We start from the raw sequence: 13,688 nt of genomic DNA on the forward strand, positions 1-13,688 counted from the left end.
AATGTTCGTGCGGTGGTGAGTGGATGGCTTCAATAGACAGGTTTCACATAGTAAAGGAGCCTGAGCTGAAGATTATTGAAAAATGGTTTGAAAATGAGGATACCAGGCGGAGAATGGATGGGATGCTGCCATTAGATGTGTGGTATGCACGAGTGAATACAGATGAAGACAATACTGTCATCATGGCATATGACGGTCAGCTGCCGGCAGGCATGGTCGTTATGGAGTTCGAGGAGGAGCGGGCGTATATTGGATTGATCGTCAATCCTTTGTACCGGCTTCAAGGATACGGAAAACAGATATTAAAAGACCTGCTGAATGATCCAGATTTTATGAGAGTACGGGAATGGATGGCATGCATTGAAGAAGACAATCAAATCAGTTTGGCTTGCTTTCAAGCAGCTGGATTTACTTTGGAAGACACGGAACCTGATGAAGATGGCTTTCTCACTTTGATTGTTCGGATCTGACCATACACAAAAACAAGGAGAGCAAAAAGCCCTCCTTGTTTTTATTAATCATGTCAGCTCGGATCATTGACCTTGATCAGCTGTTTTCCTTTATTTTCGCCTTTAAATAAGCCGAGAAACGCGTCAGGAATGTTTTCGAAGCCTTCTGTGATGGTTTCCTCGTAATGGAGCTTTCCATCCTTCAGCCATTCGGCCAGCTGTTTAGCACCCTCAGCAAAACGATCGGAGTAGTCGCTAACGATAAAGCCTTGCATCAGTGACTTCGTTTTGATCAGCTTTGATTGGACACGAGGGCCCATATCATCTGATTCGTCTTCTGCGTTATAGGAAGAAATGGCGCCGCAAACCGGAATGCGGGCAAATTCATTGAGCAGGTTCATGACCGCATCTGAAATCGGCCCGCCGACATTGTCAAAATACACATCAATACCGTCAGGACAAGCGTCTTCAAGCGCTTTCTGGATATCGTCTGCTGTTTTGTAATTGATGGCTTCGTCAAATTGCAGCTCCTGTTTTAAATACGCAATTTTTTCATCAGAGCCTGCGATGCCGACGACTCGCGCGCCTTTGATTTTGGCAATCTGTCCGACCGCTGAACCGACGGCTCCCGCAGCTCCGGAGACGACCACGGTTTCACCTTCTTTCGGGCGCCCGATGTCCAGCAGTCCGAAATATGCCGTCAAGCCTGTCATTCCCAAAATGCCGAGATAGGCTGAAGCGGGAGCGAGGCTTGTATCAATTTTTCGCAAAGCAGACTCGCTGACAGCGGAAAATTCCTGCCAGCTTAGGTTTCCGATGACGATATCGCCTTTTTTCAGATGCTCACCGTCTGACACGACTTCAGCGATAACCCCGCCAGAGAGCGCTTCATCCAAGGCGAACGGTTCAACATACGACTTCGTATCCTGCATACGGCCGCGCATATAAGGGTCAACCGATACATAAAGCGTTTTGACAAGCACTTCACCCTGCTGGGGTTCAGGGACGGGGATCGTTTCAAAACGGAAGTCTTCATGAACGGGAACCCCTTGCGGACGTCTTGCTAATTGGATCTGCTGTTGAGTTTTTGTCATATTCATCCTCCTCTTACTTGATTGACACCAATGTAACACGGACAGGAGAAGAAATACAAAAGGTAAGCCGGCATACAAAAAAAGGTTATAGAGGAACTTATGCTTTCGACAAGCTTTTTTTGTTTTAAAAGTTCTCTTTAGTCATTTATCATTATTAGAGAACAGAAAAAGAGCTTCTGCACACCTAGCTAAGGTTGGCTAGTGTGTATGTGGATTCATCTTCATATTCTTGCAAGCATCTGCGATGGGGAGCTTAGCCGTTCACATTTTGCTTTCCCATCAATCTGCAATAGCAAAGCCTATGCAATTGTTTTACATCTTCAAAGCTTGGCTCAATTTTTTCTCTTTTATGCTGAGTTTTTCTGAAACAGACAATCGATTGTAATCGACCATTTTCTTTTGGTCAATTAAGTAATGTTAACTTATTAATAAAACACGCGAAAAAGTAAACCGAACACATATTAATTAAATTTAGATGTTTATTAAAAGCTTATATGTTTATTTACCTTTTTCTTAAATTGTAATTGTGAAAAGCCATATATTGCGGACACCAATAAAAGAATACCTGCTGAAACATAAACTAAACGAACCCCAAGGAAATCTGAAATAGCCCCTATAGCCAGAATTGAAAACATAAAAATGAACTGTACTAAAGAAGACCTTGCAGACATTATATTAATTCGAGTTTGCTCGGTTGTTATGTTCTGAATAAATGTTTCTTGTGTTAGATCCCTTAAGATAAAAGCTGGCCCCATAAAGAGAACCAATAATAGTGCTAAGTATGGGTTATTTATAAAGCCGTATATTAAAGTTAAACTTCCATACGAGAAAGCACCAATTAACATAAAATTAATTAACTTACCTTGAAACCTCCCCGACAGTTTATATATTATAAATCCCCCTATCATTGAACCTAAATAGTATGCTCCATTAATAAATCCCCACCATGATTCACCTTTATGCAAGACTTCGTTAACGAAAGCTAAAGAGACAGACCCTATCCAAATCATTCCTGCCCATGACTCAATTAAATCCATAATAATAATTGTTCTAAGTTTCTTTTGGCTAAATAAATACCGCCAACCACTTACTATACTCTTATTAGGAGAATTTTTTTCACGTATGACAGAATTAGCGTGGCCGTGTGGTAGACAAAATATAAGAGAAATAAGAGATGTAAACAACAAAGAGATAGTAAGTGTAATGGTATATCCCTCACCTAAAAATGCAATTATGAGACCACCTAAAGACCAGCCTACAAATTGAAAAGTTTGATCCACTGTAGATAATAATCCATTTGCCTTTACTCTTTTATCAGGAGAGATTATTTCACCTATAATTGCACTTTTTAAAGGTGAGAACCATCCATTAAAAAAGGAAATACAGCTAATAATAATAAAGACTAAAATGAGTGTTTGATTAGAGTAAGTTCTTAATAAAGAATAGAACAAACATATTAACAACAGCATTTGTATCAATTGAGAAATAATTATTGTAAGATGCAGTTTTAATCGAATTGTTATTAACGGTAATATAGCACTTCCAAAAATACGAAAAATAATACTTATTAATGTCACCATAGAGGCGATGGTTGTTGAATTGGTCATTTTAAACAAAAACGAAATCACTACCATAGTATATAGAGAAAAACCCAAATTTGTTGTGGTCTGGCTAAATAAAATAGAATAATAACCTTTACTCATATGTATCCTCCCTTGAAATAACTTTTTTCGGTAACGAGCCTAAACATATTTAAACACCTTAAAATAACAAAAGTAAAGAAAATATTTCCTTGTAAACTATTTACTTTTATTCTATTTATTGTTATTGTGACTATTCTATCAATAGGGTGGGGAACCACATATCTTATTAAAGGGGGGGATACCATGAAAAAATTAAGAAAAAACTGGAGAAAATCGATTGTTAGCCCGGTTCTTTATACTAATGAAAAATGGTAAACACTTAGGGAATAGCATTTAAATGCTATTCCTTATTTCAACAAACAAATCGGGAGGTTATCGTAAATTGACACTATTAATGCAAGATCATAAATCAATTTACAATAAAGATATAGAAATATTAATTGAAGTTGAAGAACTTATTACTTCTGTTCCAGAAAATAAAAAAAATGATTTTAAGAGTTTAATCGATAATAGAATTATGACTCTACTAAATAAAATTCAACACCCTGTAGCAGCTGAAAATGTGTTTGGTATGTGTATTGCTTACCCGAATACTTACATAAGGTATAGATTAATTGATTTCGTTGAAAAATGGGTACCTTATTTCTCTGCTGTAGAAACTATAATCAATCTAACCCAGGATCCGGATGATTTAGTTTCTTTTCAAGCTATGGATGTGTGTGCAAATCATAAAATTGAAGAATCGTTAGCATATTTGTCTTCAATCATTGATGATGTCCGGGAGAGTATAAGCTACCCTAAAAAACCTGTGGGACTAGGGGCCCAAAAAGTATTATCTACATTATTAGATATATTCGGTGTTGAAAAATATGAAGAGCTAGTAATGCTAAAAAATTATTTTGATCAAAATGGTATCCTTCCTAATAACTTTGACTTTGAAGAAAAAATTCCGCAAAGTCTAATAGAGGAATTCAAAAAAACAGAAGAAGATGGGATGATATTAATTCCGGGTGGCTTTTTTGAATTCGGTTTAAATGAAAATGAAATTCCTGACAAAACATTTAATTGGAAAGATGCTGTTCCTAGACAAAAAGTATGGTTACCTCCCTTTTTTATTGATAAGTATCCTGTTACAAATAAAGATTATGATATCTTTACCGAGTTCACAGAGGAAAATGGGCATATATTCTGTCATCCTAATGAACCACAGAATAAACAACATAGAAGAAATACATATTGGGATGATAGGTATTTAGATAATCATCCCGTTACAGGTATCGATTTTTATGATGCATTTGCTTACGCAAGATATAAGGGGAAAGAATTGCCAAACGAGTTTCAATGGGAAAAAGCTGCTCGAGGCGAAAAAGGTAATATCTGGCCTTGGGGAGATAAATTTGATCCTGCAAAGGTTCAATATGCTGGAAGTCTTTATAATGAACCTATTACTTCTTTAAAGTCCTGGAGAGAAAATTTATTAAAAGCTCATGCTGATAAAGAATTAAATCATTTAACAAGTGATATTTTTGAACAAAATGGTGAAAGTCCCTATGGAGTATGCGGTATGATCGGCGGAACATGGGAGTGGACTAGAAGTGAGCTTAAAACAAAGAGAGCTTTCCACCCTATTTTTGAGAATGTACCATTTAATAGTGTTAACTCATTTGCCGTTCTTAAAGGAGGATCATTCTTCTCTCATCCAGGCTTAATGTTCCCTTCCTTTAGAGCAAAAGATATTCCTTTCTGTCGACACAATGAAATGGGAATTAGGTGCGTAAAGAATATTCCAGTATATAAAATTAGAGAATCAATTAATGGGCCCATAACTAATAAAGCCATTTATTAATGACTTTAGGTTAGAGACTTTGACAAAAGTTTACTAAGATACGACTTTAACGAGTTGGTCAAAAAGAACAAATTTAACTTTATGTTAAGAATATCTCGTGATGAGAAGAATAACGTGTTTTTTAAGTTTATCATCAATTAAATGTGAGAATGAAATATTCTAAGGGAAAATGGAGGCTGTCAAGTTTCTCGACAGCCCCCCAGAGAAATTCCTCTCCTTTCATTACGCCCGAAATCTCGGGCACAGTCCCGTCGGCAGGCACATGGGCTTCTGGTCGATCGGGCTTCTCATGATGCAGCATTCCAAGCCGAAGACTTCACGGAAAAACGGCTGGGTAAAGACGTCTTCCGGTGTTCCGGCATTGTATATTTTTCCGTCCAGCACACTGATCAGATAGTCGGCATATTGAGCAGCTTGGTTTAAATCATGGAGTACCATGACAACGGTGCGGCCATGATCACGGTTTAGCTTTTTCAGCAGCTCAAGCACTTCAATCTGGTGTGAAATGTCTAAGTACGTGGTCGGTTCATCGAGCAAAAGCAAATCAGTGCCTTGTGCAAGCGCCATGGAAATCCATGCTCTTTGTCTTTGGCCGCCTGACAGGGCATCCAGTGTCCGTTCTTTCAGCTCAATCATGCCCGTTGCTTCCAGCGCCCACTCTACCATGTCGTGATCCTCTTGGGTATGCTTGGATAACAGCTTTTTGTGAGGATGTCTGCCGAAATAGCATAGTTCCTCTACCGTTAATCCCTCAGGCGCCTGAGGAGATTGAGGAAGAATAGCCAGTTTTTTTGCGACTTCTTTTGACGGCTGGCGGTGTATATCTTTTCCTTCCAATAGGACCGTACCGCTTTTTGGGGCCATCAGCCTGGCTAGCGATTTGAGGATTGTTGATTTCCCGCAGCCATTGGCGCCGATGAGCGCAGTGATTTTTCCTTCTTCTATCTTTAAATCGACTCCGTCAATAATCACTGTGCTGTCATATGAAAGAGTGAGCTGGTCTGCAGCCAGTTTTCCCATGGTATCCTCTCCCTACTGTTTCCTCGCTTCGAATTTCAATAAATATAAAAAATAAGGCGCGCCGATCACGGCTGTCAATATTCCGGCCGGAATTTCCACCGGAGGCATGATGCCGCGCCCTAACGTATCTGCAATTAATAATATAATAGCACCAATCAATGCCGATGCAGGCAGTAAATATTTAGCTTTTTCTCCGGTAAGCCGTCTGGCGATATGCGGAGCAAGCAAGCCGATAAAACCGATTGAGCCGACGACGGCTACACAGCTTCCCGCAAGTGCAACCGCGGTGAAAATCAGGATAAATCTCAGCCGGTTTGCGTTTTCACCGAGACCTTGCGCAAGCTCATCACCGAGTGACATCAGGTCCAGCTTCGGTATGAGAATGCAGACGATCGGCAAAAGAATCAAAAGCCATGGCGCAAGCAGCTGGACTTCTTCCCAGTTTCTTCCCCAGAGGCTGCCTGTCAGCCAAATGAGTGCAGCATTCACGTCACCCGGAAACTTGACCATCATATACTGCATCCCGGCATGGCAAACCGCGCCTAAGGCAATGCCTGATAAAGCCAAAGAAGAGGGCTGAATGCTTTTTTTGTGGGCTATCATTAATAATAGTACAGCAATAATGGCTGCTCCGGCAAATGCAGAGAACGGAAGCACGTACACCGGCGATTCAGGAAAGATCAGAATGACAGCCATCGCCGCAAGTCCGGATCCTTTTGAAATGCCGACAACGTCCGGGGAAGCGAGCGGGTTGCGGATGACACCCTGCAAAATCGCTCCGGCCGCGGCAAGCCCGGCACCGGCCAAAATCGCTAATAAAATTCGTGGAAGGCGGTATTGCTGGATGATGAATTCAAAGGAATGATCCAGTCCCAACAAGTTCGTCACTACCGCATCCGGTGAAATGTATAATGCACCGAAGCCGATGCTGATGACGGACAGAACGATCAGAATCACGGCCAATATGAGTATCGCCAGCAAGGGGCGTTTTTGTTTTCTGGTTGTTTTCTTCATTTCAGATTTCGCCCTTTCCTTGCCAAATATAAGAAGAACGGTGTTCCGATAATCGCGGTGACGATGCCGACCGGTGATTCATATGGAAATGCAATCCATCTGGCCAGAACATCTGCGTACACCAGCAATATGGCACCTAACAGCGCCGAAAACGGAAGCACGTATTGATAATGTTCTCCGATCAGTTTGCGGACAATATGTGGAACGAGCAGTCCGACAAAGCCGATCGGCCCGGCGACAGCTACGGAAGCACCGGATAGAATTAAAATGATAAAGCTGATCAGAATCCGGATGCCGTTCATGTTTTGTCCAAGCCCTTTTGCTGTTTCGTCTCCGAGACCAAGTACAGAAACAGAGCCGGAAAACACGAGGGCAAGCCCGATGCCGATGACAGAAAACGGAGCGATCGTCATGACGTCCTGCCAATTGCTTCCGTCAATCGCGCCTGTCATCCAGTACAGAACATCCTCTCCTGACTCATTTAAAATAATGATGGCCTGTGTCATGGAGGAGAGGAACAGATGCACAGCCATTCCCGACAACGCCAGCTTGACAGGTGTCATTCCGCCGGATGAGGCAATCATGTACACAATCGCGCCGCCTGCTGCCGCACCCGCAAAAGCGAATACAACGGAAGAATAGGGCGATGCCGGCAGAATGACGAGAGAAGCAACGACAAAAAGCGATGCACCCGCATTCACACCGAAAATTTGAGGTGAAGCCAGAGGGTTTCTGGTCATGGCCTGCATCAGCGCTCCTGCTACTGCCAGGCTGGCACCGACGAAAACGCCGATTAATGTGCGGGGAAGGCGGAGAGTAGAGATAATGAGCTGTTCCTTTGAACCATCCCATACAAAAAGATATTTCAATGAATCTATGATGCCAATGTCTGAGGCTCCTACTGAAAGATTCAGCCCAAGCCCGAATATCAAAATGATCAGTGCAATGATGAATATCATCAGTCTTGATGATGAGCGCCGTTTGGCTGAATGATACAACAGTCTCACTTCCTTATTGCGTCTGGTTGCAAAAACGAAGAAGCAAGGATTTCCCCTCGCTTCTCATTTGTCCTACTTATTATACACTTTTTTAAGCACGTCCTTGGCGCTTGTTTCACTAGACTTGATGCCTCTGAATCTTGTCCAAGTGTCACGGTCCGCATCATAGACTTGTCCGTTTTTCACCGCTTTGAGATTTTTCCAGAGCGGGTTCTTTTTCCACTCGTCTACAATTGTCTTGCCTTCGTTGGCTGAGATGAATAAAATATCCGGATTGATCTTGCTCATTTGCTCGAGGCTGACCTCTTGATAGGCTTCCTTTGACTTCACAGCGTGTGTAAAGCCGAGCATTTTAAAGATTTCTCCGTCATAAGATGATGACGTATGAAGCTGGAAGGAATCTGCTCTTGCAACCCCGAGAACAATGTTGCGGTTTTCATCTTTTGGAAGCTCCGCTTTTAGATCGTTGATGACTTTTTTGTGTTCGGTAAGCTTTTCTTTTCCTTCATCTTCTTTATTTAATGCTTTAGCAATGGTCGTAAAGCTATCGATTGTTTCGTCATATGTTGCTTCCCGACTCTTTAACTCTATGGTCGGAGCGATCTGTTTCAGCTGTTTATAAATGTTTTTATGGCGCTCAGCGTCAGCGATAATTAAATCAGGCTTCAAGGAACTGATAACCTCAAGATTTGGTTCGCTTCGTGTGCCTACAGATGTATAATCAATGGAGCTGCCGACTAGCTTTTTAATCATATCTTTTTTGTTGTCATCGGCGATGCCCATCGGCGTAATGCCGAGATTGTATACAGCATCCAAGAATGAAAGCTCAAGGACAACCACTCGTTTAGGTGTGCCGCTTACTGTCGTTTTTCCTTCTTCGTGCTGGATCACTCTAGAATCTTTAGACTTGCTTTCGCTGCTTCCGCTGTTATTCTGGCTGGATGAACAGCCGGATATAATGAAGCAGGCGATTAATACAACACTCATGATGGCAATCAACTTGTTAGAATAGGTGCGCATGTCATTCTTCCTTTTTTTAGATTTAGTAATGAGAATCATTATCACATGTAAACACTATAATAGCATGACTTATCATGTCAATATTTTTTTAGTAAAGAAAGCTGCGTTTTTACTGCTTTTTCATGAAAGCATCATCAGACACAAATAAATGATATACAGCATGGCCGTGTCTGCGGGATAAAAACGCATTGGCATTGGCTTTAGAGGTTTCGAGCATTTCAGCGTTGACATATGGGAGGAGAGTCCCGAGATAGCCAGACAATTTCTTTTTTATTTCTTCAGTACGTGCGAATTCAATGTCGCCGATATTCATAATAATCGAGAAAACAAAATCGATATCGATATGAAAATCTTTCTCAGCAAAAACCGCAAGCTCGTGAATTCCTGGTGAACAGCCGGATCGCTGATGAAAAATCTGTTTGACTAAATCACTCACAACCCATGCATTATATTGCTGTTCTGGTGAAAAGTATTGCATTAGACATACCTCCTGCTTGTACGGATAAAAGCTGCATTTCATGATTGTTTGCTCCGCGCAGCGGTTTCTCTTTGATTTTGACTTTTCTGAAAAATAGGTTCTGTTCCTACCACTTTACCATGGGCTGAAAATAAATGGCTACTACCATTCCTCCTGTTTTTCTCCTCAATGTTCTGGAATCTGTTTCATCCATATGTGCACGGGTATGAAAGAAATATAGTAATCATGAAGGAGGAATGTTGAAATGAAACCAGTTGTAAAAGAGTATACAAACGACGAACAGCTCATGAAGGATGTAGAAGAGTTACAAAAAATGGGTGTTGCAAAAGAAGATGTATACGTCTTAGCTCACGATGATGACAGAACGGAACGGCTGGCAGACAACACGAACGCCAACACGATCGGAGCTAAAGAAACGGGTATCAAGCATGCGGTAGGAAACGTGTTTAATAAAAAAGGAGACGAGCTCCGCAATAAAATTCATGAAATCGGTTTTTCTGAGGATGAAGCCGCTCAATTCGAAAAACGTTTAGATGAAGGGAAAGTGCTTCTCTTTGTAACCGATAATGAAAAAGTGAAATCCTGGGCGTAACGCAGGGAAAAAACCCAAAAGGCCAACTTCGGCTTTTTGGGTTTTTTGCGGTCTTTGCGGTGTATGTTTTGCAGAATGCCGCAATAAAATAGCGGAACATTTTCGGTTCTGGATGTCCCTCAATTTGCTATCATATTTTGTGAGAAATTGGAATATATTCTCACAAAATAGAAAATGGGGGTTCATAGTGAATGAAAAAAGTGATGTTAGCCACAGCTCTATTTTTAGGGTTGGCTCCAGTTGGCGCGAACGCGGCGGATTTAGGCCATCAAACATTAGGATCAAATGATGGCTGGGGCGCATACTCGACCGGTACAACAGGCGGATCAAAAGCATCGTCCTCAAACGTTTATACCGTCAGCAACAGAAACCAGCTTGTCTCGGCATTAGGCAAGGACACCAACACAACACCGAAAATCATTTATATCAACGGAACAATTGATATGAATGTCGATGACAATCTGAAACCGCTTGACGCAGATGATTATGCAGATCCAGAGTATGATTTGAACAAATATTTAAAAGCTTATGATCCAAGCACATGGGGCAAAAAAGAGCCGTCTGGGACACAGGAAGAAGCGAGAGAACGTTCTCAAAAAAACCAAAAAGCACGAGTGATGGTTGACATTCCTGCGAATACAACGATTGTCGGTTCAGGGACCAATGCCAAAATCGTGGGCGGAAACTTCCAGATCAAGAGTGATAATGTCATCATCCGCAACATTGAATTCCAGGATGCTTATGATTATTTTCCGCAATGGGATCCGACTGACGGGAGCTCAGGAAACTGGAACTCACAATACGATAACATCACGATAAATGGCGGTACGCATATATGGATTGACCATTGTACATTTAATGACGGTTCCCGTCCGGACAGCACATCGCCAAAGTATTTCGGCAGAAAATATCAGCATCATGACGGCCAAACTGATGTGTCTAACGGTGCCAACTATATCACGATGTCCTACAATTATTATCACGATCATGATAAAAGTTCTATTATCGGATCAAGCGACAGCAAAACCTCCGATGATGGCAAATTAAAAGTTACGCTTCACCATAACCACTATAAAAATATCGTCCAGCGCGCACCGAGAGTCCGCTTCGGGCAAGTACACGTCTACAACAACTATTATGAAGGCAGCACAAGCTCCTCAAATTATGCCTTCAGTTATACGTGGGGAATCGGAAAATCATCTAAAATCTACGCTCAAAACAATGTCATTGATGTACCGGGACTGACTGCTGCAAAAACGATTAGCGTATTCAGCGGAGGAACAGCTTTATATGACTCAGGCACACTGCTGAATGGCACACAGATCAGCGCTTCAGCTGCCAACGGCCTTAGTTCCTCTGTCGGCTGGACGCCGCAGCTGCACGGATCAATTGGTGATACCGCGAATGTAAAATCGTATGTTACAGCCCAAGCGGGTGCGGGTAAACTAAATTAAGAAATGAAAAAACACAAAGGGCTGCTTACCTTTGTGTTTTTTAATTAATTAAAACGTTTATTAACTTAGTTAAGGAGTAGAATGGGAAAGGGGATCGGAAAACAAGTATATAGGAGGAGACCTATTTATGGCTTCAGAAAAAGACGCAGGAAAACAGTCAGCAGTAAAGCTTGTTCCATTGCTTATTACTGTCGCTGTGGGACTAATCATTTGGTTTATTCCCGCTCCGTCCGGACTTGAACCTAAAGCTTGGCATTTGTTTGCGATTTTTGTCGCGACAATTATCGGCTTTATCTCCAAGCCCTTGCCAATGGGTGCAATTGCAATTTTTGCATTGGCGGTTACTGCACTAACTGGAACACTATCAGTTGAGGATACATTAAGCGGATTCGGGAATAAGACCATCTGGCTTATCGTCATCGCATTCTTTATTTCCCGGGGCTTTATCAAAACCGGGCTCGGTGCGAGAATTTCGTATGTATTCGTTCAGAAATTCGGGAAAAAAACCCTTGGACTTTCTTATTCACTGCTGTTCAGTGATTTAATACTTTCACCTGCCATTCCAAGTAATACGGCGCGTGCAGGAGGCATTATATTTCCTATTATCAGATCATTATCCGAAACATTCGGATCAAGCCCGGCAAATGGAACAGAGAGAAAAATCGGCGCATTCTTATTAAAAACCGGTTTTCAGGGGAATCTGATTACATCTGCTATGTTCTTAACGGCGATGGCGGCGAACCCGCTGATTGCCAAGCTGGCCCATGATGTCGCAGGGGTGGACTTAACATGGACAAGCTGGGCAATTGCCGCGATTGTACCGGGACTTGTAAGCTTAATCATTACACCGCTTGTGATTTACAAGCTGTATCCGCCGGAAATCAAAGAAACACCGGATGCGGCGAAAATCGCAACAGAAAAACTGAAAGAAATGGGACCGTTCAAAAAATCAGAGCTTTCCATGGTTATCGTGTTTCTTTTGGTGCTTGTGCTGTGGATTTTTGGCGGCAGCTTTAACATCGACGCAACCACAACCGCACTGATCGGATTGTCGGTTCTTTTATTATCACAGGTTCTGACTTGGGATGATATCAAGAAAGAACAGGGCGCTTGGGATACGCTCACTTGGTTTGCGGCGCTTGTCATGCTGGCCAACTTCCTGAATGAGTTAGGCATGGTGTCTTGGTTCAGTAATGCGATGAAATCGTCAGTATCAGGATTCTCATGGATTGTGGCATTCTTAATCTTAATTGTTGTGTATTTCTATTCTCACTACTTCTTTGCAAGTGCGACAGCCCATATCAGTGCGATGTATTCTGCATTTTTGGCTGTGGTCGTGGCAGCGGGTGCACCGCCGCTTTTAGCAGCGCTGAGCCTCGCATTCTTCAGCAACCTGTTCGGGTCAACGACTCACTACGGTTCTGGAGCGGCTCCAGTCTTCTTCGGGGCAGGCTACATTCCGCAAGGCAAATGGTGGTCTATCGGATTTATCCTGTCGATCGTCCATATTGTCGTATGGCTTGTCATCGGGGGATTATGGTGGAAAGTTTTAGGTATATGGTAAAGTCTAAGCTAGAAGAGAGATTATTATCTCTCTTCTAGCTTTTTTACGATTAATACAAAAATAACAGAATGTTTACAAAAATATTAAAAAAGAGAAATTTAAAGTATTTACACAAATTCTAACTCATGATATTATTTACTCAATTAGTTCACACAAACCTTTGGTGTAATAATATGGAAATTAATATTACAGAAGGGGTTAGTTAATTTATTATTTTGCAATATTAAATAAAGTGAGTTCAATTTTAAAATTGATATAAAAAAATACATATATTTATCTGAATATTTAGTCTTTAAAGGAGGTGATTTCATGTTGGAACTTCTACTAGACTTGTTTCTCTCTATCACAATTGGTTAATTTCATGACACATGATTTCATTAATGCATGAAAGGGGAAGATAGCATGTTGGAGCTTCTTTTAGACTTATTTCTCTCTATCACAATTGGTTAATTTCATGACACATGATTTCATTAATGCATGAAAGGGGAAGATAGCATGTTGGAGCTTCTTTTAGAC

General features: G+C 41.5%; 12 protein-coding genes. 5 read left to right on the forward strand and 7 right to left on the reverse strand.

The window, feature by feature from the left end; genetic code table 11:
- Nucleotides 1–23 precede the first annotated feature (23 nt).
- Entirely contained in the window at nt 24–470 is a 447-nt protein-coding gene (locus MOF34_RS19205) for a GNAT family N-acetyltransferase (protein ID WP_019713588.1), read from the forward strand.
- A gap of 53 nt (nt 471–523) precedes the next feature.
- Here the strand turns inward: MOF34_RS19205 and MOF34_RS19210 are convergent, their stop codons facing one another.
- On the reverse strand, nt 524–1,543 hold the full coding sequence (locus tag MOF34_RS19210; RefSeq protein WP_268401375.1) for an NADP-dependent oxidoreductase: 1,020 nt from the start codon (nt 1,541–1,543) through the stop codon (nt 524–526).
- A gap of 482 nt (nt 1,544–2,025) precedes the next feature.
- A complete protein-coding gene (locus MOF34_RS19215; protein ID WP_268401377.1) occupies nt 2,026–3,246 on the reverse strand; it encodes an MFS transporter in 1,221 nt (406 codons plus the stop codon).
- A gap of 322 nt (nt 3,247–3,568) precedes the next feature.
- Here MOF34_RS19215 and MOF34_RS19220 point away from each other — a divergent pair, with 322 nt between their 5' ends.
- Complete coding sequence (locus tag MOF34_RS19220) at nt 3,569–5,032, forward strand: formylglycine-generating enzyme family protein (protein WP_268401378.1); 1,464 nt, start codon at nt 3,569–3,571, stop codon at nt 5,030–5,032.
- A 222-nt stretch (nt 5,033–5,254) separates the two neighbouring features.
- Here MOF34_RS19220 and yfmF read toward each other — a convergent pair whose 3' ends face one another.
- The 5 genes from yfmF to MOF34_RS19245 form a co-directional block, all read right to left on the reverse strand.
- Complete coding sequence (gene yfmF, locus MOF34_RS19225) at nt 5,255–6,052, reverse strand: Fe(3+)-citrate ABC transporter ATP-binding protein YfmF (protein WP_268401379.1); 798 nt, start codon at nt 6,050–6,052, stop codon at nt 5,255–5,257.
- 12 nt (nt 6,053–6,064) lie between these two features.
- Nucleotides 6,065–7,066, reverse strand: coding sequence for a Fe(3+)-citrate ABC transporter permease YfmE (gene yfmE / locus MOF34_RS19230; protein ID WP_268401380.1), 1,002 nt, complete (start codon nt 7,064–7,066; stop codon nt 6,065–6,067).
- Nucleotides 7,063–8,064, reverse strand: coding sequence for a Fe(3+) dicitrate ABC transporter permease FecD (fecD, locus tag MOF34_RS19235; RefSeq protein WP_268401381.1), 1,002 nt, complete (start codon nt 8,062–8,064; stop codon nt 7,063–7,065). The genes yfmE and fecD overlap by 4 nt, the downstream gene beginning before the upstream one ends.
- A 72-nt stretch (nt 8,065–8,136) precedes the next feature.
- Complete coding sequence (locus MOF34_RS19240) at nt 8,137–9,084, reverse strand: ABC transporter substrate-binding protein (protein WP_268401382.1); 948 nt, start codon at nt 9,082–9,084, stop codon at nt 8,137–8,139.
- A 109-nt stretch (nt 9,085–9,193) separates the two neighbouring features.
- Entirely contained in the window at nt 9,194–9,562 is a 369-nt protein-coding gene (locus tag MOF34_RS19245) for a DUF3212 family protein (RefSeq protein ID WP_019713594.1), read from the reverse strand.
- Between the two features lie 244 nt (nt 9,563–9,806).
- On the opposite strand from MOF34_RS19245, the gene MOF34_RS19250 reads away from it, so the two are divergent.
- The 3 genes from MOF34_RS19250 (at nt 9,807) to MOF34_RS19260 (ending at nt 13,172) form a co-directional block, all read left to right on the forward strand.
- Nucleotides 9,807–10,154, forward strand: coding sequence for a general stress protein (locus MOF34_RS19250; RefSeq protein WP_268401383.1), 348 nt, complete (start codon nt 9,807–9,809; stop codon nt 10,152–10,154).
- A 191-nt stretch (nt 10,155–10,345) separates the two neighbouring features.
- Nucleotides 10,346–11,608 carry a pectate lyase gene (locus MOF34_RS19255; protein ID WP_268401384.1) on the forward strand — a complete coding sequence of 421 codons (1,263 nt, stop codon included), beginning with the start codon at nt 10,346–10,348 and terminating at the stop codon, nt 11,606–11,608.
- Nucleotides 11,609–11,735: 127 nt separating this feature from the next.
- Entirely contained in the window at nt 11,736–13,172 is a 1,437-nt protein-coding gene (locus tag MOF34_RS19260; RefSeq protein WP_268401385.1) for an anion permease, read from the forward strand.
- The last annotated feature ends 516 nt before the right edge of the window (nt 13,173–13,688 follow it).

The sequence above is a fragment of the Bacillus sp. T17B1 genome (assembly GCF_026796395.1).
In the GTDB taxonomy this organism is placed as follows: Bacteria; Bacillota; Bacilli; order Bacillales; family Bacillaceae; genus Bacillus; species Bacillus spizizenii_A.

Coding starts and splice junctions, on each gene's coding strand:
- MOF34_RS19205 (WP_019713588.1), top strand. CDS start 24: ATGGCTTCAATAGACAGGTTTCACATAGTAAAGGAGCCTGAGCTGAAG.
- MOF34_RS19210 (WP_268401375.1), bottom strand. CDS start 1,543: ATGACAAAAACTCAACAGCAGATCCAATTAGCAAGACGTCCGCAAGGG.
- MOF34_RS19215 (WP_268401377.1), bottom strand. CDS start 3,246: ATGAGTAAAGGTTATTATTCTATTTTATTTAGCCAGACCACAACAAAT.
- yfmF (WP_268401379.1), bottom strand. CDS start 6,052: ATGGGAAAACTGGCTGCAGACCAGCTCACTCTTTCATATGACAGCACA.
- yfmE (WP_268401380.1), bottom strand. CDS start 7,066: ATGAAGAAAACAACCAGAAAACAAAAACGCCCCTTGCTGGCGATACTC.
- MOF34_RS19240 (WP_268401382.1), bottom strand. CDS start 9,084: ATGCGCACCTATTCTAACAAGTTGATTGCCATCATGAGTGTTGTATTA.
- MOF34_RS19245 (WP_019713594.1), bottom strand. CDS start 9,562: ATGCAATACTTTTCACCAGAACAGCAATATAATGCATGGGTTGTGAGT.
- MOF34_RS19250 (WP_268401383.1), top strand. CDS start 9,807: ATGAAACCAGTTGTAAAAGAGTATACAAACGACGAACAGCTCATGAAG.
- MOF34_RS19255 (WP_268401384.1), top strand. CDS start 10,346: ATGAAAAAAGTGATGTTAGCCACAGCTCTATTTTTAGGGTTGGCTCCA.
- MOF34_RS19260 (WP_268401385.1), top strand. CDS start 11,736: ATGGCTTCAGAAAAAGACGCAGGAAAACAGTCAGCAGTAAAGCTTGTT.